Raw genomic sequence first — 19,724 nt, forward strand, 5'->3', positions numbered from 1 at the left:
TTAAGCCAACTCCTTTAAAGCGATTTCTAATTGCTCATCATTCGGAGCCATTCCATGCCAATCATGGGTATCTTCCATAAATGAAACTCCCTTGCCTTTAACCGTATGAGCTAGAATTGCAGTAGGTCTGCCTTTAGTGCGTTTAGCTTCTTTATACGCTTCATTAACTGCATGAATATCATGACCATCAATTTCAACAACGTGCCAACCGAAAGCTCTAAATTTATCACCAAGATTTTTTACACCTTTTACATTTTCAACAAAATCATCAAGTTGAATTTTGTTCCAGTCGATAATCGCACAAACGTTATCAAGATTGTAATGTGCAGTTGTCATTGCCGCTTCCCAAACTTGACCTTCTTGTAATTCTCCATCACCTATCATGCAATAGGATCTTCTATTGCTGCCATCCAGTTTTGCAATTAATCCAACACCATTAGCTACTGACAATCCTTGACCAAGTGATCCTGAAGATATGTCTACACCTGGAATATGCTCTCCACATGGATGTCCATGTAACCTACCGTCAACATCCCTGAATGTCATTAATTCTTCAACCGGGAAGAAACCTTTTTCAGCTAATACTGAATAAAATACAGGTGTACAATGCCCCTTAGATAAGAAGAAACAATCTCGGTCTTGCCAATCTGGGTTGTCAGGATCAACATTCATGTGTTCAAAAAATAGGACGGACATTAATTCAGTTGCCGATAAAGAACCACCAGGATGACCACTTCCAGCATGGTTCGTCATTTTAACTATGTGCCGGCGAATCGTTTTCGTTAGATTATTATAAAATTCGCCTTTCTCTTTAGAAAAATCCACTATTTACTCCTCCTTTTAGTCGCACAATAAGCAACGTCGTTTCATTAAATGGTTAAAAAAATAAAAATAAGTAACTTGTTGCTTATTAACTAACCTTGTTTCTTATTTTGATATTATCATCGTTTTTTGAATATTTCAAGTATTTTACCATTAAATTTTTTATAAAAATTTTCGTAGGCCAAAACACCAAAGTTCCTATTCAAAGATAAACTTGATTCAATAAATTTCCACAAAAAAAGAAGTGGTCTTATACATTCTTTCAGACTGTAGACAATTTGAACGTTCTCCTCTCCGGGCACTCGCTTTCCGCGGGCGGTCGGCCCTCGGCTTTCGCCTGCGGGGTCTCCCCCTAGACGCGCTTTTCTAAGCAGGAGTCTCGAACACCCGCTCCAATCAACTTTGTCTTACCTTTTAGATAGAACACTTTTGCCTAGAGTCATATTTGTTTTAAAATAGAAGTATTAATACTTGAGGTGATGAGGATGCTTTCGAAACATGATTCCATTCAGCGAGATCAACTTGAAATGATTATTTAGATCAACTGGTGCCACCGAACCATTAGTCTTAAAATGGAGGCTGCCATTGATTTCACTTTCATTTATGACTTGGTGAAAGGTTTGTATTAAGAGGTAGGATGCCTTCAAATGAATTAAATCAAGGATTGGACAAACCATGGAAAGAAGCCTTTTCCACCTGATAAATTTGATAAGGAAGGAAAAATCCCGAACCCCTTTTGTTCACAAAAAAAGAATTGGCATTATACCAATTCTTTTTCACATTATTTAATTATCCGTGTAACCAAGCCTCTTGGAAATCTTTTTACCAATATCCATTATAATTGGTTTAATTTCAGTTAATCTTTCTTCAGTCATTCGGATGCTTGGTCCTGATATACTAACAGCAGCTGTTATTTTCTTACGATTATCAAAAATTGGCGCTGCAATACAGGTGATTCCTTGTTCATTTTCTTCAATTTCCCTACCAATACCTTCATTCCTTATTTTTCCCAATTCTTTAAAAAAGGATTCTTTATCGGTAATCGTTTGTTCAGTATGTTTTGGTAAACCATGCTTGTCAATTATATCTACGATCTCATTTAATGGCAGATGGGCCAAGATTACCTTCCCAACTGCCGTACAATGCATTGGGGCACGTCTCCCTACTTGTGAATGTGTTCTAAGGGTTTCACTTCCCTCAAGTTTTTCAATATAGACTACCTCTCCTTGATCATATACGGTCAAGTGGATCACTTCATTAATATGTGATTCTAACTCTTCCAGAAATGGTTTAGCTTGAGTTCTCAAGTCAATAGATTCAAGCAGCATCGAACTTAATTCTAAATATTTATAGCCTAATCTATATTTTTTAGTTTCAGGATTTTGTTCGATGAATCCATGATCTACAAGAGTACTTAATAGTCTGAATATAGAGCTTTTATTTAAATCTAGGTTGGAGGCCAGCTCAGTAACCCCAATCCCTTCTTTACGCTTGCTCACTAATGAAATAATTGTTAATGCCCTATCTACTGACTTAACCATTTATATTAACCTCCGATTAAATCCTATATTACTGATCCTGTTTCTTTATCTTACCACAAGAGCAATCCACAGACATAATACCAGTCAAAAAATAAACCAAAAAAGAAGGTATGACGCCATTAAGGGCAACTAAAGTGCCCTTTTGGGTCAACCTTCTTTACATAACTTTATGTTTGTACGAAACTACTTTTTGCCGAAATGAACTTCCCAATTGGATGACTTACAATCCCTTTCTCAAAATCAAATACTAGTTGTCCTCTTACAAACGTTTTCGTCACTCGACAGTTAATCTTTCTTCCAACATAAGGGCTTTGTTGATGACGGTAATACAAATCTTCTGGCTGAATGGTGTATGATTTATTTGGATCAAGAAGAATGATATCAGCGTCATAGGAAACTTTAATGCTTCCTTTATTTCTTAAGTTAAATATTTCTGCAGGTTTAGTCGCAATCATCTTTGAAAAATCACTTACAGAAACCCCACGTTTCTTAACAGCCTCGTCAAACATTAAATCAACATTATTTTGGCAGCCACTAATCCCTCCCCACACATCAAACATATTATTGGTGTTGCTCTGCTTCATTTCTGGAGGACATGGGGAATGGTCTGAGGCCAGGATATCAATTTTCCCTTCCTTAAGAGCTTCCCATAATTTATCTTGTTCTGCTTTAGTACGAAGCGGCGGGGCGCATTTCGCAACAGGTCCTATCCTTTCAAAGGTTTCCATATCCAACGTGAAATAGTGAGGACACGATTCTATCGTAACCTCTTGGCCTAGTTTACGTGCTTTAAGGATTTCTTCAACAGCCTCTTCACTGCTAATATGAACAAAATGCAATTTGCATCCAGTCTCTTTCCCCAATAACAAAGCACGTTTTACAGCATCAACCTCAGTAAAAATGGGGCGGGACTCTACATAATCCCTTGCTGTTGTCTTCCCTTGTTTTTTCTTTTCAATTGCCAGTTTATCAGTAAGCTCTGCATTCTCAGCATGTATAGATAAAATATGCCCCAATTCCGATAGTTTTTTCATACCTTGATATAAAGTAAAATCATCAACATTTTTAAAATCTCCAATTTCCTCACTGCCACATGTTGCCATAAAACATTTGAAAGCCACAACGCCTTCGTTAGAAAGGTCCTCTAAATCTTGGAGATTATCAGGAACTAATCCACCATACAAAGCATAATCAACATACGCCTTATTTTCAGCAGATCTTAATTTTAAATGCAGTGAACTCTTTGTAGTCGTTGCCGGCAAAGCGTTTAATGGCATATCTACAAATGATGTTGTTCCTCCTGCAGCCAGTGCTTGAGTTCCTGTTACAAACCCTTCCCACTCCGTTCTGCCTGGCTCGCAAATATGGACATGGGCATCTATCATCCCAGGCATGACATATTGATGAGCAGCATCTATGATTTCAGCAGATTCTCCGGTTATTTCTTTTGAAATTTCTGCAATCTTACCATGAAGTATACCGATATCTAGTTGTTCCACTGTATTTTCAATTACTACATTTCCGTTCTTTATAACTAAATCAAACTTCATTCTCCCAACCCCTTTTTGCAATTTTCAGTATATTGACATTGTTCAATTGCCTTGTTCATTTCCTCCTCAGATTGCATCAATCCATTATAAATAGACAGAGAGAATAGCCCCCGGAAACATAGAAATACAAGTCTACTTTTCAAAAATTGTACCCCTTTTGAATTTTGAATCTTTAAATGCAAATTTCATCAAAAGCAAATATGCACTGCCTCCCACAACAACGCCGATGATCCATGCCAGCTCCACTTTTAAACAGGCTGCACCGGCGCCGATTAGCAATGCAAGCACCGCTGCTGGATTATACCCGGCAAATGGACCGTCTTCCTTATACAAATCTGCAACATTCACCTTCTGCTTTCTTAATATATAATATTCGACTAATAATATAGAAACAATCGGTCCTAAAAATGCCGAATATATAAGAATGAAGATTCCAAGACCCTTTGCCGAAGAATCCTGCACAAGAACCCAAGGGAATGAACAAAATGCAAGCAGTCCGGTTATGGTAACTGCAGGTTTATATTTCATTTTTGTAAGCAATGTAATAACATAGGTCGGCGGAATGATATTGGCAACCATGTTTACTGCCACCGCACCCAAAACAATAAATGCGGATACAAAGAGGGTAATATACGAGTTATCCACCACGACCGCAAATGCTTTTACAGGATTGTTGATGCCGGTTGCGGAAGCAAGCATTCCACCGATTGTAAGTGTCAAGCCGTATGCTGTTAAAATAGGAAGAAAGTACAAAAACCCGCGCTTTTTGTCGCTAATACCGGTTTTTAGCTCTCTTGAATAGTCCGCTGCACTTAAAAAGATAGCCGCATAATTCCCCATAAACATCATGATCAATGCAAAGAAAGGTAAGCCCCATGATCCTTCTGCATGAACCCATTTTTCTGCAATAACATCGCTATAGGAGGTTAGTAGAACGCCAAATACATAGAGAAGCGCAAGTACAATAACAATAGACGCAAGCGTTTCCACCCATTTAATGGCATGGAATCCATACAGCGAAAGTCCAATTTGCACTAACTGCAGCACGACAAAGCAAATGGCAACATTATCAAAGGCTCCACCCGTCATAATCTTCGCAATTTCATTCAAGGCAGTACCGCCAATCCAACTTTGAAAACCGTACCAAACGATGGCGGGAATACCGCGCATCAGTGATGATATTACGGAACCTTTCAGGCCAAAGGACATTCTAAGCTGTACAACATATGGGATACCCGTTCTGTATCCGAGCCTATCATTTAAAGCAAAAACAGTTGAAATGATACCAATTGCCATGATAGCTGCGGCAAATGTCTGAAAGATGTTTAACGTAGCGATTCCCGCTACAATCATACTGGCTCCAAGCGTCATATTACCTAGATTAACACCGTCACCAACCCACATGAAAATATAGTCTACCGGACTTACCGTCCTACCTTCCTCGGATTTCGGATTAAGTGATTCATCCACACCCGTATCATGTTGGATCTGCGTTTCTTGTGGAACGTAACTTTCTAAATTTGTAGACATGATACATCCAACCCCTTTTTTATTGTTTGCCGCATTTTAATGCATTGGTTAACAAGTTAGGTCTTAGATGTTTGCCAAGGCTATGATATGTTACAAACTTCCTTCTAAGTGGTCTTTTCCGTCATCATTCACAGGAATTAAAATACGAATTTGTTTTGTTAAAAGTACTATTTTCCATCACTCGATGTATTGTCGCGTATTAGGCAACGTCGTTTCTTTGAATTTGCAAAAAAAAAACCACATGACAACACTTTAAATCTGAAAATGCTTTCAAAGGGCTGTATCACCTCCTTAAAAACTTTAATGGTAAGCGCTTTCATTAACTGTATATCAAATTACAATTAAAGAAATATATCTGACAAGGAAGAAGAAATCTGTAATTCCTCATTAAAATGAAGATTCGACTCAATTTCACTAAGATGAATGAGAGATAAGCGTTCTGCAAGATCACCGTCCCTTTGCTTAATGGCATTAAAAATTTGCAAATGATCGTGAGAACCACATGTTTCCATTTTACCTCTTCCATAGATTGCTATAATCACATAAGTTAGGGAAATCAAGTCTTCCAGATATTGATAAAAATACGAATTCCCTGCGATTTCAGCTATTTTCAAATGAAAATCCCCAGAGACTTTTAAAGATTCATAAAAATCCAGACTACCATAAATATGTCGTTCTTCTTCTACCAGAGTCTCTAGTTCTTTTAATTGTTCCTCATTATAGAGTCTGCATGCTCTTCGCACTGCTTCCCCTTCTAAGATTCTCCTCATTTCAAATACTTCTTTTGCTTCTTCAATTGTTGAACAGGAGACAAAGGTACCTTTATGCTCTTTAATTTTCACTAATTTTTCATATTCCAATCTGCGCAGAACATTTCGAACAGGGGTACGGCTTACGCCAAACGATTCAGCAAGATCCTTTTCTATGAGTTGCATATTTGGCCGAAGCTTTTGCTGGATAATAGCTTGCTTGATTTTTTTATAGATATCCATTTCTAAACTATTCAACACTTTATACCTCCCCTCAATGAAGAATTCAAAATTGAATGCAGTATTGTATACAATACTGGGTAAAAAAATTTGAACTGGATTCTTGTACTAAATTTTATATGATTGATCATTTAAATTAAGTTGTTTAAGTTGCTTCAATCTGTCTGTTTTCAAAGAACATTGCCAAATCTCAAAAGATCTAGCCGCCCTTCCTGTCCCTCAATAAGCAACATCGTTTCAATAAGTGAGTAAAATATAACATTTTATTCTATATTTCACATTTTTTATACTATCACCACTAATTTAGTTTTTCAACAAAAATTTCAAAATTCAGAATATTTTTATCTCCTTATTTACATAAAATAAATACTATTATAGCAGGATGCAATTTTTCTACTTAAGACTATTCCTTTAAGGTAATAACAACTTTTGCACCTCACCACCCCATTATTAATAGCCATATAGGAGAAAGGCTGACCTTTTGAAAGGCAGCCTATCTACTGAGAAAAAAAGATTTTAATGCAGTAACATTTTACTTCTTAGGATCTTTAAACATGGTATATTCCTTACTTATATCACTTTTTAACTTTTATAAATGATTTAATTGCTTTTATAGCAGCTTCATAGTTCGGATGTTCCGTAATTTCCGGAACGTATTCAACATACTGTACGATATCATTTTCATCTACAACGAATACTGCACGGCATTCTATACGATGTTCCTTTATATATGTGCCATAAGCTGTTCCAAATGACATCTTAAAATGATCTGAAAGGGTTTGGGCTTCTTCTATTCCTGCTGCTCCACACCATCTTTTTTGTGCAAATGGAAGATCTACACTAATTGTTAACACTTCTACATCATTTCCTAGATTGCTAGCTGATTGGTTAAATTGCCGTGTTTGTGCGTCACATACTCCTGTATCAAGAGAGGGAACACATGAGATAAGGCGGACTTTCCCTTTTGAATCTTCAAGTGTAACTTTTGAGAGATCGTTTGCTAACACTTCAAAATTTGGCGCTTTATCCCCAACACGAATTTCACTCCCAATCAACGTAACTGGATTTCCAGCAAATGTTACTATATTTGATCTTTCTATAGACATATTATTTTTCCTCCTATTCCCTTAGCAATTCTTCTAAAAAAAGTTATCTTCAACGATAAGTAGTATAGCCATAAATTATGTGGTTAAAGGGTTTATGCATGTATCTAATATATGGGGTACTGTTCAAAGGTTCGTATCATATTACTCCTTAATCATAGTAAGAAGCACTATCACTACTTATTAAAAAGTTTTCAATTTTTTCTTTTACTACGTTCTGAACTGCGTTTTGGACTAAAGTCAATGTTTCAGTCGGTAGTTCCGACCACTCTTTTTCTGTAACATGAATTTCTCGATTAAGAGTTTTTATCATCATATGTTCTAAATCTGTTGCAATATTCACTTTACTAATTCCACCATTAGGAATTTGAATTGCATTCTTTATCATCTCTGAAGGAGTGCCTGAACCGCCATGTAACACTAAAGGTACAGATGTTAATGCACGAATTTCCATTAAACGATCAATATCAATTTTTGGATCTTTAACGAGATAAACCCCATGTGAAGTTCCGATAGAAATCGCTAATGCATCAATACAGGTCTCTTCAACAAACTGTTTTGCTTCTTCAGGCTCTGTAAATAGCTCTTCATCAACGTCGGTTTCAATAAAGTCGGTTGTCCCTATCTTGCCTAATTCAGCTTCTACAGTTACGCCTTTTGAATGTGCATACTCAACAACCTTTTTTGTTATCTCAATATTTTTATTGAATGGTTGCTCTGATGCATCAATCATAACGGATGTAAAACCAACTTCGATGGCTTCTGCAATTACATTGAAATCCTTCGTATGGTCTAAATGTAACACAGCAGGGATCGTAATATTCTCCTCTTGGATCACACGATAAAACTCTCGGCTAAATTCCGCTAAATTAATTCCATATCGTTCCTGCTCCCTCTCAGAAGTTTGAACAATAACCGCAGATTTCTTTTCTTGGGCCGCTCTAAGTATAGGAGCTACCATCTTTGTAGCTCTAGGGGTAAACGAACCGACAGCAAATTGATTTTGCGTAGCTACTGCAAGTACCTTTGTTAATGAACTAACATTGTTTGGTTTTATATTTACTTTCATTCATTCAAACTCCCTTAAAGATGATTTAACTTATTTCGTTCATTCACGCCCTTCAAGTTACCTAATAAGCAACAGTGTTCCCTTTTAATTTTAAATACTTTTCTGAAAATCCAACATTTCCCCCTCTTTCTTACCCACTATCTGAAAAAAAGCGTCTGTATTTCAATGTACAGGATTCGGCATCTGACAGCCTCTTTTCAACAAGGGTTTTCTAAATATAATGCTATTACCACGTAAAAAAACATTCTCAACAAAGATAAATGAATCCATTTACTTACTAAATTAGCAATTCAAATTAGGCTTCCACTATTGTTCCTGACTTTAATGAATTTTCTTTTTCGGTATTATTGCCAATCGTAAGGGCAATAATAGCTGCTACAATGATGGCTGCAATCATTAATATGAAAGTTGAATTGTAAGAACCACCACTGCTTTCAATCATATAACCCATTAATAACGGGGAGATAAATCCTGCAATCGATCCGAAACAGTTAACAGTAGATGAACCTGCAGCCATTATTTTCGCAGGAAGCGTGTCAACAACCAGTCCCCAGAATGCTCCTTGAGCTAAGAACATGAAGAATGCAGCAACACATTGATACGTAATGACCACTGCAGTGGAAGTAGATTGAAGCATTAATAATAATGCCAGCCCACTAATTACAGCATTAGGAATAAACACCCATTTCCTCTTTCCTTTTACTTTATCTGACAAGTACCCACCAAGAATAATGGAGACTGTACCTACTAAATACGGTAAGGCACTGAAAATGCCAGTATCCATTAAAGAAAGCCCCCTAACATTTATCAGATAAGATGGAAGCCAAGAAGTGAAGCCCCAGAAAGTAATATCAAAGAAGAACCAAATGAACGCCATTTGCCATAAAATCGGTTTTTTAAATAGTTCCTTAAAGGAAACTCCTGTGTTTTTTTCTTCATTCGATTTTTCATTCTCAATGTCTTCCTCTAATTCTGCAAGCTCTTCTTTCGTCATTTTAGGATGATCTTTCGGATTATCTTTGAATTTAAACCAGATATACAGACCAAGTATAATGCCCGGAATACCCATTACGATAAAAACGGTACGCCATCCAAATGCCCCAATAATTGCTGCAGCAGCAATAGCAGCAATAGCCGGTCCTAAAGTATTAACTGTTGACTGAATTCCAGTAGCTGTTCCTCGTTGTTTACTGGGAAAGTAGTTAGCTATTCCTTTATAAGCAGCACCTGGTAAACATGCCTCACCTAAACCGAAAACGAATCGAATAAGTAACATAAGTGGATAAGAAAAAATAAAACCAGTCAATGATGTGAAAATTGACCACCAAACAATCGCAATGCTCATCACACGACGAAAGCCAAATTTATCTGATAACATCCCGCCTGGAATTTGGAACAGTGCATACCCCGCAAAGAAAATACTTAACAGTAACCCTTGAGCTGTTGCCGTAAGATTAAGATCTTCACCAATATATGGCAATGCAATAGTGATTACCATTCGGTCCAGGAAAGAAAACAGCCAACATAACCATAATACGAATAAGACAGTATAACGAACTTTCCATTTAGATTTCTTTTTCAGCTGCAGTTGTTTGTTCATTAAACAAAAACCTCCTGAATGATTTCATTTCCATCATGTAAAGTTGTGCCTTTTCTAAACTAGTTACGGTGTTACAGTAAAAACACGGTACATTACCAACTGACAACCTTTATACAAGCGCTTACATTTCTTCCATTCCACAAAATAAATCATTAACATACATCGCCATAACTTTTACCGGTGCTGTAAACTAATTTTATTACCTATTATTTCCCGTCCAATGAAGCACTTCAAATCATCTTTCTCCCCCCCCTTATAAATAGATTTGAAGAATATTAAAACTGAAGATGTTTAATCAACACTTCCAGTTTCCTAATAAGCAACGCTGTTCCTTTCTATAACCAAAAAATTTTGTATAAAAAGAATGATTAGTTATGTCGAACGGTATCACAATCATTGTACTGATTTTTTGTTTTAAAGTACTAGGCAAGAAGGCGTCGCCATAGACTTTATTTCCTAGATAGATTCTTTAGTCCCTTCATTATCGGTTTTCGTTGCTTATTAGGAAACGTAGTTTCAACAAAAAGTCAAAATCATCTTATTTATAATATTCTTACCTGAAATGAATTCTAACATGTGCACGAACCACTTTCAAGAAAATTCTGAATTTTACATCATTCCCCCTTAAAGTTTATGACACAGCCTTTCTCTTTTACTAGTAATGTAATAGTAAATGATATTTTATTGCTTTGATTTTATAAGATCAGATGAACTAATAAAACACCAGCAATTACAATCATACTGGCTTTACCCTATACACGTCCTCGAACAATAGAAGGTTCTTTCGCAAACATGACCATGAATACGATGAACATATTGATAGTTACCTTTGTCATCGGGCGAGCTATTAAAGTGCTCAACAACAAATAAAGAGGGCCATCGTTGGTATAAATCGCCAACAATATCTGTGCAACATGCCGAGTTATCCTATTAAAAATAAGCTCTTAAAACATATGACAAAACCCCACCTGTTTCCCATAGCAACTGGTGGGGTTTCTAACTGGCTTCTACATCTACATCAACCGGGAGGTCCATCTTTGCAATCACGTCCTTTCGTTTAAACGGCTAATTTACTGTATTCATCCAACTGATCTTTAGTTAAATTTTTGATGAAATGGTCAATGTTTATCGACTCGATTTCATACCTTTCACAAATCTTTAAATAACTTTCATAAGCTTTGTCATAAATGTTCATCATCTAGATTCCTCCTCCTGTTATATAACAATAAATTTAACTTATTAATAATATATAACAACCTTGATTTCCCGTCAATGTATTTTTCTGAAAATTCGGTAAGATTTTCGTTTCTCTTAGTATTTCCCATATTGTTCTTAGCTAACCGTCTTATAAAGAAAAAGCCGCCTTAGCGACAGCTCCGATCATAAAGCAAGAAATAAAATGCCTGTTACATTAACGGCCAATGAATAACGTAAAAAACCAACTCTCCATATAGGAAAATTGGTTTTTATCATTTCAACGATAGATTATCCAAGCAATGCAGTCAGTCATTAGTTGTAACTGCTGCAAGCACACCAGTGTATTTAGTTCTGCCACAAATAGCTTCGCCTAAAATTTAGCCTCTCCAAGGGAGACTCCACAGGCGCCGTGCCTAGAAGGCTCCCGGACCGCCCGCGGAAAACGAGTGTCTAGAGTGGAAAATGAATTGATTTCGGCAAACTCGATCATTATCAGGTTTGCCTACAGTCTGAGCAGGTACTCCGGCCTGCTATTTCTTACATATCAACTAAACAGCGCTTTGTTTGTTCCCTTTTTTGAAGGGGATGGGGTCGGGAGTATTTCTTTTTGTAATATAGGACCGTATGTATCGACACGACGGTCTCTAAAGAATTGCAGAATTTTTCTGGTCTCTTCTATTTCTTTTAAATCAATTTCTTGGACAATAATTCCTTCTTCCTCATCAAGTGAAGCTAAAATATTCCCGAATGTATCGCTAATGAATGAACCGCCGTAAAAATTCATGTCCTTTTCCTGGCCCACTCGATTTGTCGCAGCAACGAATACACCATTAGAAATGCCATGAGCGGAAATTGCCTTTTCCCAGGATGATCTTGTTGATATCTCGGGATGATCTGGCTCTGAACCAATAGCAGAAGGATAGAATAATATTTCTGCACCTTGTAAGCTCAAAATTCGGGCAACTTCTGGATACCACTCATCCCAGCAAATCCCGACACCTATTTTTCCATAAGCCGTTTCATAGACAGGATATCCAGTATTGCCTGGAACGAAATAATATTTTTCATGATACTGGGGACCATCCGGAATATGATTTTTTCTTGTAATCCCTAAACATTCCCCATCAGCATCAAATACAGCTGCACTATTAAAATAAATACCAGCACCTGCTCTTTCGTAAAAAGGGACAATCAAGACAATGGCCAATTCCTTAGCCAATTCACCCATTGCGGCCAATGTACCGCTATCTACATCTTCTGCTAAATCATAATTTTTCACACTAACCGTTTGCGGAAAATATTGCGAAGAAAATAATTCCTGCAAGCAAACGATTTGTGCGCCTTTATTTACTGTTTCTTTTATTTTCCCTATCGTTTTTTGAATATTTTCCGCTATGAATTCCCCGCAATGAATTTGAATAAGCCCAACTTTCACTTTTGACATTTTCTCTCTACCTACCTTTTATCATTTTTTATCTTATACGGTTGTGACGACCTGGTTTTCATATACGATCTTTCCATCCATGATCGTCATCTTTACTTCTGTTTCAAGAATTTCCTCTGTTGATATGCTAAATAAATTTTTATTTAATACTGCGATATCCGCTATCTTCCCTGCTTCCAATGTGCCTAATTCCTTATCTCTGAAAGACCCGAATGCCGGTGTAGCCGTGTAATACTTTAACGCTTCTGCTAATGTTACTCCTTCCGACTCTTGCCATGCCTTCCCAGTTAAATCTTTTCTCGTGATTGCCTGATAAATGCCCATCATGGGATTTAAGGGCACTACAGGAAAATCTGTACCAAAGGCAATTTTTGCACCAGTCTCCATGAGTGTTTTGATAGGATAATAGAGTGGTTGTTGTTTTTCACTGATTCTGGCCGTATATGCCTCACTTTCCATTAATTCAATATGTTTAGGTTGAAATGAGGCGATTACATTTAATTCCTTAAAGCGATGAACATCGTCTGGATGCAATACCTCCACATGTTCAATGACATGTCTGGCGTCTCTTTCCCCATTTACGTTTCTCGCTTCTTCAAATGCATCCAATGCTAAGCGGACAGCACCGTTACCAATAGCATGGAAACGAATTTGAAATTTTTCCTTATCTGCCTTTTTTACTAATTGTTTAATTGTTTCAGCTGGAAAAGTGGTCCCGCCTTTTGTTTCAGGACGGTCTTTGTAATGATCCAGTAAAAAAGCAGTATGACTAGTCACGACACCATCTATAAATTGTTTTAATCCAGAAAAGGTAAGCTTGTCTGACTGATAATTTTTTTGTAATTCCTTGGCGGCAGCTACATCCATTTTTAACTCCGGCGAAAAGTGAATTCTGGTTGTTAGTAACCCTTCTCTCTCAAATTCCTTAAAAATTTCAAGGTCGTCTAATGGATTCGGAGCAATTTTAGCTCCGTATAAATCATTTACGGATGTGATTCCCAACCTTTTTGTTTCATTAAGAAAATCTTGGAATAGGTTTATACGTTTTTCTTTCGGTAATTTGTATGCATGTTCTGATGCATACCCAATTGCCTGTTCAAATAGAAGGCCTGTCAGTTCCCCATTTTCATCTTTTCCAATTTCCCCATATTCCGGATTTGGGGTATCCTTCGTTAATTGGATCATTTCCATCGCTTTACTATTGATCCATGCGTAATGCACTTCCGCATTGAATAATAAAACGGGACGATCACAAATATATTTATCCAGTGTCGTTCTATGCGGCAGCACTTTATTCTTCCAATTGGTATGATCCCAGCCAACACCGAATATCCACTCATCATTTGGTCTCGTTTCTGCAAATTCGGCTACTATTTTGGCTGCATCTTCTTCTGAAGCTGCATCAAATAATTTGGCACTATCCTTCTGTAAAATGCTTCCCATCATAATGTGCATATGAAAATCATGAAATCCCGGAATGATCAGCCCTTCTTCGAAGTCATATACCTTTGTTTGATCTCCAAGGAATGACATTATATCTTCTTTAGAACCGATTTTAATCATTTTATTATCTTTAATAGCGATAGCTGCCTGTATAGGCTCATCTTGTAATCCAGTAAAAACATGTTGACCAGAAAGAATGATATCTGCATTTACCATTATTATCCTCCTTGATGCATAAAGCTTTTATGCTTGAATTTCTTTTTCAATCGCACTATCAATAGAAAGCTCTGGCGGCCGCTTACTAAACATTTTCGTATTTGAAAGCAGCATGATGACACCAATTCCGAACCATCCTAGTCCGAGTAAAAGTGCCTTTGAATCAAGACTGGTCCATAACCAAATTGTGAAACTCGTACCAATCATTGGAAGTATTAGATATTTAAGTGCATTAATTCCTTTTCGCTGTTTTTCTCTAATAAAATAATGGGAGATAACCGAAAGATTGACAAAAGTAAATGCAACAAGCGCCCCAAAGTTAATAAAGGATGAGGCTGTCACTAAATCAACAAATAAAGCAGATAAAGCAAAAATACCCACCAAGATGATGTTGTATGTCGGAGTTTGAAATTTCGGATGAATATGACCAAATATTTTCTTTGGAAGAACTCCATCTCTCCCCATCGCATACAAAAGCCGCGAAACACTTGCATGAGCTGATAAACCGGAAGCCAGCCCCCCGGTAATGTATCCTGCTAGAAAAATAGATTGAAATAAATGACCCCCGATGTACATGGCAATTTCCAAGGAAGCGGAATCTGGATCTTTAAAGGCTTGGAAATTCGGGTAAACAAGGTGACTGATGTATGAGATGGCGACAAACAGACCTCCTCCTATTAATGCGACGAGGAAAATGGCCTTTGGTATCATTTTTTTCGGATTAATGGTCTCCTCCGAAAATGTGGTTACAGCGTCAAATCCTAAAAAAGATAAACATAAAATGGAGGATCCTGCCAATACTAAAGATAGCGGTATATCGCCATTCACGAATGGAGAACTCATGAATAATGTTCCTGAACCCATTCCGTTCAGTACCCCTTTAATCGAGAGGAATGTAAATATAACGATTATTAAGAATTGAAAGGCAACTAATAATAGATTTATTTTTGTTGCTATTTTCACTCCAATTATATTTACAGCGGTGATTAAAAGGACAAAGGCAATTAACCAGACGGAAAAGGGAACGGATGGAAAATACGCGTTTAAGTAAATGGCGATCAATAATCCATTGATCATTGGCAAAAATAAATAGTCCAATAGGATGACCCATCCCACTAAGAATCCAAGGTGAGGATTAAGGGCCTTTTGAGTAAATGTATAAGCAGAACCGGCAACAGGGTAGGCCTTGACCATTTGACCATAACTATAGGCTGTAAACAACATACCTACCAAAGCTATGATATAAGCAGCCGGCACCATCCCTTTCGTTATTTCCGCAACAACTCCATAAGTTGAAAAAACTGTTGTAGGTGCCATATAAGCCAATCCAAATAGCACTAAGGGAAATACTGTTAACGAACGTCTTAATTTTGCATTCTCCATGTATCACTCCACCCTTATTCGTGATTAATTAATTTATATGCAAATACCATACCAAGCGGAGATTGATTATTTAACGGTTGAATTATCCGTATATTCCCAATAACTAAAATATACTGACTACTTAATGGATTACTAGTTTTATGCAATATTGCATCAATTAATTATGATTGCATAATAGTCATTAGCTACGAAGATGTCTCACCGTGTATTCTGGTTCATACGAATGAGGTTCGAAATAAGCTACGTGCCGTAATGGCGTCATCGTTAAATTGTATCTGGTATGACACGTAAATCCCGCGATTGTTTAAGATGCGATTAATGCTTATTACTACTGTGTCATATAGAAAAAGCCCTCAAAACTTATTTATTTATGAGTATAAGAAAAGGGACCACGAACATCCCTCCCCTTGAAACTACATTATTCGACATCAACTTGGTAACCCAGGTCTTTCTTGCAATCTTTTTGCCACTTCTTAATTAAAGGTATACGCATCCTTGGATATCAACCCATCTTTTTTATGCTTACCAAGTAACTTGTTAAACCTTTTAATGTGCTTGACAATCCTTTTGTCTGCTTCCAGTTTTTCAAAACGGACCACGGTATCCAAATGTGTCTGTAGTGAACGGGCAACACATGGTTGACAATTTCCCTATCTTCTTCGAATTGCTCAACAAGTGTCTTTATATAGAATGCATTAATAATTAGGATGACGGAATACTTCCTTCCCCTCGAAAAAAGTCATCAAGACCTTCGCTTCACCAATTGACGTTACTGGAATCTGAAAGAGATTTTTGTCTAAAACGATCAAGTCCGCTTTCTTGCCCGCCTCTATAGAACCTCTTTCATCCTCTTGGAAAATCAAATGAGCTCCGTTGATTGTATAGCTAGTAATCATATCTTCGAGAGAAGCTTTTTCCTTAGGCCACACTACTTTATTTAGATCGTCTTCTGTGGTTTTGTCTGGATCCAATCTCGTTATCCCTACTTCTAATCCTGTAAGGGGATACATATCTCTTTTAAAAGTATCTGTTGAAGGAAAATCACTCGATGAAGCAACCGGTATTCCGGCTTCAAAATAGCTACCCATATGATTAAGTTCCTTCAACCCCTCACCTCTTACATTGGTATACCAATCCTTACCAAACCAGGAAGGTTGAGGGGTAGGTATTACTCCTAAGTCCTTAAACCGGGCAACATCATCTTCCTTTACCCAGTCTAAATGGGTGATTACATGACGCGAATCCCTTTTTCCATTTAATTTAGCCGCATATTCAAAAGCGTCTAAGGCATTATGAGATGGGTAAAACCCCTGATTGCCAATTGCATGGATATAGACGCGAAAACCTTCTTTATCCAAAGCTGCCACGGTCTTCTCTAATACATTTTGATCCCAAACTAGTTTATTTTCTCCGACACCATCAGCAAATATTTTAATTGTATCTATCTTGTACGACTTTCCTTGATATTTGTCACGGAGTTCTTTTAATCTCCCGATTTGCTTTGTCCCTTTGTTTTCATCAGCCCATAACCCTAAATCGTATCTCACGGTCAATTTACCCGCATTATCAAGCTCTTCAAATGCTTTAAGCAAACTTTCCGTTGGGTAGTGAACAGGCACGAATACTGAGGTAACTCCATCCTCTGCAGCTGTTTTCTGCCAAGTTAAAAGCGTCTTTTTATACTGCTTTACCGTAAAGTCCGGTTGAGGAAGAACGTTAATTACAAGGTTTTCGGCGGAAAATTCGTTTAAAATTCCTGTCGGCTCTCCTGTCTTAGGATCACGTTCAATAGTCCCACCTTGCGGATCAGGGGTGTTTTTGTCTATCCCTGCAATCTCAAGAGCCTTTGAGTTGACTAATATACTGTGATGGCCGTTTGAGATAAAGACAGCAGGTATATCAGGGACAACTTGGTCAAGCAATTCTTTAGGAGCCAGCCCTCTGGATTTACTATCTCGTTTGATGTCATCCCAGCCTACTCCACGTAATTGCTTTATATTGGGATGCTCTTTTAAGTAATCCTTGATAGCCTGTTGGCGTTTTTCCACTGTGGAATAAGGATTGAGACTTAGCCAAAAAAGGCTTTCTGCCATTAGGTACGCATGGTTATGACTGTCGGTAAACCCAGGCATGACCATTTTCCCCTTTAGATCAATCACTCTGGTATCGTTCCCTTTGAAGGCTGCAGCTCCCTTGTTATCACCAACGTAGAGAATCTTGCCATTCTTAACCGCAACTGCTTTCTCCCAACTTCGATCTTTATCAACTGTGTAGACTTCACCGTTTTTAAAAATCAAATCAGCCGTTTGATTCGAAGTTACCTTCCCAGTCACCTTATTCGAACTTTTCTTTTCCAACGAACACCCGGTAAATACCGAACTAAAAAGCAAAGCTATAAAAAAAAGTAAGAAGTATTTTTTCTTCATCGTAATCAAACCCCTATCGATTGATTTTTTCACCTTAGTAATCAAATTACTATAGGAACTAAAAAAAATTTGACATTGAACTATTTAATCCAGTTGAAATACTAAAAATTCATTGGTAATGGCTCAGTTGTATTCAGTAAAGAGGTATCTGGTTTCACAAACACCCACAATATAGCTGCAATAAACACAGGGATTACCGTTACTCCTAAAGTGATATTCCAACCAAAGTTTTCTGCTGACCATCCACATAATAACGGTGATACAAATGCTCCTAAATTCCCCCATAAGTTCATCCAACCTGAAACTGATCCAGAAAAGTTTCTCCCTAAGTCTGTAGCTGCGGCCCAAGAACACACTACTGTGAATCCGAGTGAGCCCAAGCATAATGATAACCACAAAACATTCATATATGGTGATACTGTCATAACAGCCAGGTACATTGAAATAATAAATACTAATAAGCCTGTTATTGCTAAAGAGGATCTAGATATTTGTTTTGAAAATCCTTTATGCACTAAGTAGTCGGAAAGAATTCCACCAGACATTACAGTTATCAGAATTGCCAACCATGGTAGGCTTGCAGCAAATCCCATTTTACTTAAGGAGAATCCCCTATCTTCCAATAGATAAGTAGGTAACCAAACTAAAAAGAAAGTAATAATATATAAAACAACAAAATACTGCACTCCTAACGCCCAAAATTGAGAGTTTTTCAGAAAATTACTCCAAGGTGCCCTTACTTTAGCAGTTTCAACAATTTCTCTGTTTTCAAGTATATATTCTTTTTCTTGTTCATTAACTAATTTGTGAATTTCAGGATAGTCCCTGGCAATAACGCACCATACAGCTGCAATCATTATTCCTAAAATACCAAAAATGTAAAATACAGCTTGCCAGCCAAAGTATTGATAGATATAAACCGTAACGATAGGGGCTATAACTGGTCCAAAATATGAACCTGCCAATAGGGCACTAGAAGCTCTAGCTTTTTCATCTTTTCTAAACCAGTTTGTATTAAATACGGCGTTAGATGGAAACATTGGTCCTTCACCTATTCCAAATAAGAATCTCACTACATACAAAAGACTGTGAGATTTCACTAAACCTGTAAGACCTGTAAATACTGACCACCAAATAAGAGAAAATGCAATCATTTTCCTTGGCCCAAATTTTTCCGCCAAAAGTCCAGCTGGAATTTGAACTAACGCGTAACCTAATGAGAATAATGATGCAAGCATACCAAACTGAACTTTATCCAATCCTAAATCATCCATCATAGGCTTTGCTATTATAGAAATATTTGACCTATCCATGTAAGCGATTACACCTATGATAAAGAAAAACAGTGCAAGTCCCCATCTAACCTTTGTTGGTTTCTTTTTCAAAATATCCCTCCCCTTAATGGATAATG

Annotated in this window: 14 protein-coding genes and 1 pseudogene; all 15 read right to left on the bottom strand. The window is 37.2% G+C overall.

The genetic code is table 11. The features are described from left to right. The 15 genes and pseudogenes from AC2YHV_RS13445 to AC2YHV_RS13515 all read right to left on the bottom strand — a co-directional run bounded on the left by AC2YHV_RS13445 (position 1) and on the right by AC2YHV_RS13515 (position 19,698). Positions 1-825 (bottom strand): transketolase, encoded by an 825-nt coding sequence (locus AC2YHV_RS13445; protein WP_034314956.1) that lies wholly within the window; start codon positions 823-825, stop codon positions 1-3. Positions 826-1,607: 782 nt separating this feature from the next. Continuing rightward, positions 1,608-2,363: an IclR family transcriptional regulator gene (locus AC2YHV_RS13450; protein ID WP_034314964.1), complete on the bottom strand. Its 756-nt coding sequence runs from the start codon at positions 2,361-2,363 to the stop codon at positions 1,608-1,610. Positions 2,364-2,530: 167 nt separating this feature from the next. Continuing rightward, positions 2,531-3,913: an allantoinase AllB gene (allB, locus tag AC2YHV_RS13455; protein ID WP_487373388.1), complete on the bottom strand. Its 1,383-nt coding sequence runs from the start codon at positions 3,911-3,913 to the stop codon at positions 2,531-2,533. A gap of 132 nt (positions 3,914-4,045) precedes the next feature. After that, entirely contained in the window at positions 4,046-5,443 is a 1,398-nt protein-coding gene (locus AC2YHV_RS13460) for an NCS1 family transporter (RefSeq protein ID WP_487373389.1), read from the bottom strand. A gap of 341 nt (positions 5,444-5,784) precedes the next feature. Beyond that, positions 5,785-6,450 (bottom strand): GntR family transcriptional regulator, encoded by a 666-nt coding sequence (locus tag AC2YHV_RS13465; RefSeq protein ID WP_230134720.1) that lies wholly within the window; start codon positions 6,448-6,450, stop codon positions 5,785-5,787. Between the two features lie 557 nt (positions 6,451-7,007). Next, positions 7,008-7,538, bottom strand: coding sequence for a thiol peroxidase (tpx, locus tag AC2YHV_RS13470; RefSeq protein WP_487373390.1), 531 nt, complete (start codon positions 7,536-7,538; stop codon positions 7,008-7,010). A 148-nt stretch (positions 7,539-7,686) separates the two neighbouring features. Next, positions 7,687-8,604, bottom strand: coding sequence for a class II fructose-bisphosphate aldolase (locus AC2YHV_RS13475; RefSeq protein ID WP_411739600.1), 918 nt, complete (start codon positions 8,602-8,604; stop codon positions 7,687-7,689). Positions 8,605-8,899: 295 nt separating this feature from the next. Then, positions 8,900-10,204, bottom strand: a complete 1,305-nt coding sequence (locus AC2YHV_RS13480; protein WP_487373391.1) for an MFS transporter — start codon at positions 10,202-10,204, stop codon at positions 8,900-8,902. 1,057 nt (positions 10,205-11,261) lie between these two features. Then, positions 11,262-11,402 carry a hypothetical protein gene (locus tag AC2YHV_RS13485; protein WP_153246179.1) on the bottom strand — a complete coding sequence of 47 codons (141 nt, stop codon included), beginning with the start codon at positions 11,400-11,402 and terminating at the stop codon, positions 11,262-11,264. A gap of 543 nt (positions 11,403-11,945) precedes the next feature. Further along, positions 11,946-12,845 (bottom strand): carbon-nitrogen hydrolase, encoded by a 900-nt coding sequence (locus AC2YHV_RS13490; RefSeq protein WP_052137514.1) that lies wholly within the window; start codon positions 12,843-12,845, stop codon positions 11,946-11,948. Positions 12,846-12,878: 33 nt separating this feature from the next. Further along, the gene (locus AC2YHV_RS13495) at positions 12,879-14,504 is read right to left on the bottom strand and encodes an amidohydrolase (protein ID WP_487373392.1); all 1,626 of its coding nucleotides are present in this window, start codon (positions 14,502-14,504) and stop codon (positions 12,879-12,881) included. A gap of 27 nt (positions 14,505-14,531) precedes the next feature. After that, positions 14,532-15,887, bottom strand: coding sequence for an APC family permease (locus AC2YHV_RS13500; RefSeq protein WP_264640423.1), 1,356 nt, complete (start codon positions 15,885-15,887; stop codon positions 14,532-14,534). Positions 15,888-16,360: 473 nt separating this feature from the next. Next, positions 16,361-16,507: pseudogene (locus tag AC2YHV_RS13505) on the bottom strand (FIMAH domain-containing protein); the annotation flags it as partial. Positions 16,508-16,582: 75 nt separating this feature from the next. Further along, positions 16,583-18,313: an amidohydrolase gene (locus AC2YHV_RS13510; RefSeq protein WP_328119294.1), complete on the bottom strand. Its 1,731-nt coding sequence runs from the start codon at positions 18,311-18,313 to the stop codon at positions 16,583-16,585. Between the two features lie 101 nt (positions 18,314-18,414). Beyond that, the gene (locus tag AC2YHV_RS13515; protein WP_187050540.1) at positions 18,415-19,698 is read right to left on the bottom strand and encodes an MFS transporter; all 1,284 of its coding nucleotides are present in this window, start codon (positions 19,696-19,698) and stop codon (positions 18,415-18,417) included. Positions 19,699-19,724: the final 26 nt, after the last annotated feature.

The sequence above is a fragment of the Peribacillus sp. SRI_006 genome (assembly GCF_057586375.1).

Bases quoted from the DNA above. Each gene is read 5' to 3' on its own strand.
- AC2YHV_RS13495 (WP_487373392.1), bottom strand. From the start codon at position 14,504: ATGGTAAATGCAGATATCATTCTTTCTGGTCAACATGTTTTTACTGGA.
- AC2YHV_RS13460 (WP_487373389.1), bottom strand. From the start codon at position 5,443: ATGTCTACAAATTTAGAAAGTTACGTTCCACAAGAAACGCAGATCCAA.
- AC2YHV_RS13500 (WP_264640423.1), bottom strand. From the start codon at position 15,887: ATGGAGAATGCAAAATTAAGACGTTCGTTAACAGTATTTCCCTTAGTG.
- AC2YHV_RS13510 (WP_328119294.1), bottom strand. From the start codon at position 18,313: ATGAAGAAAAAATACTTCTTACTTTTTTTTATAGCTTTGCTTTTTAGT.
- AC2YHV_RS13485 (WP_153246179.1), bottom strand. From the start codon at position 11,402: ATGATGAACATTTATGACAAAGCTTATGAAAGTTATTTAAAGATTTGT.
- tpx (WP_487373390.1), bottom strand. From the start codon at position 7,538: ATGTCTATAGAAAGATCAAATATAGTAACATTTGCTGGAAATCCAGTT.
- AC2YHV_RS13450 (WP_034314964.1), bottom strand. From the start codon at position 2,363: ATGGTTAAGTCAGTAGATAGGGCATTAACAATTATTTCATTAGTGAGC.
- AC2YHV_RS13475 (WP_411739600.1), bottom strand. From the start codon at position 8,604: ATGAAAGTAAATATAAAACCAAACAATGTTAGTTCATTAACAAAGGTA.
- AC2YHV_RS13480 (WP_487373391.1), bottom strand. From the start codon at position 10,204: ATGAACAAACAACTGCAGCTGAAAAAGAAATCTAAATGGAAAGTTCGT.
- AC2YHV_RS13490 (WP_052137514.1), bottom strand. From the start codon at position 12,845: ATGTCAAAAGTGAAAGTTGGGCTTATTCAAATTCATTGCGGGGAATTC.
- allB (WP_487373388.1), bottom strand. From the start codon at position 3,913: ATGAAGTTTGATTTAGTTATAAAGAACGGAAATGTAGTAATTGAAAAT.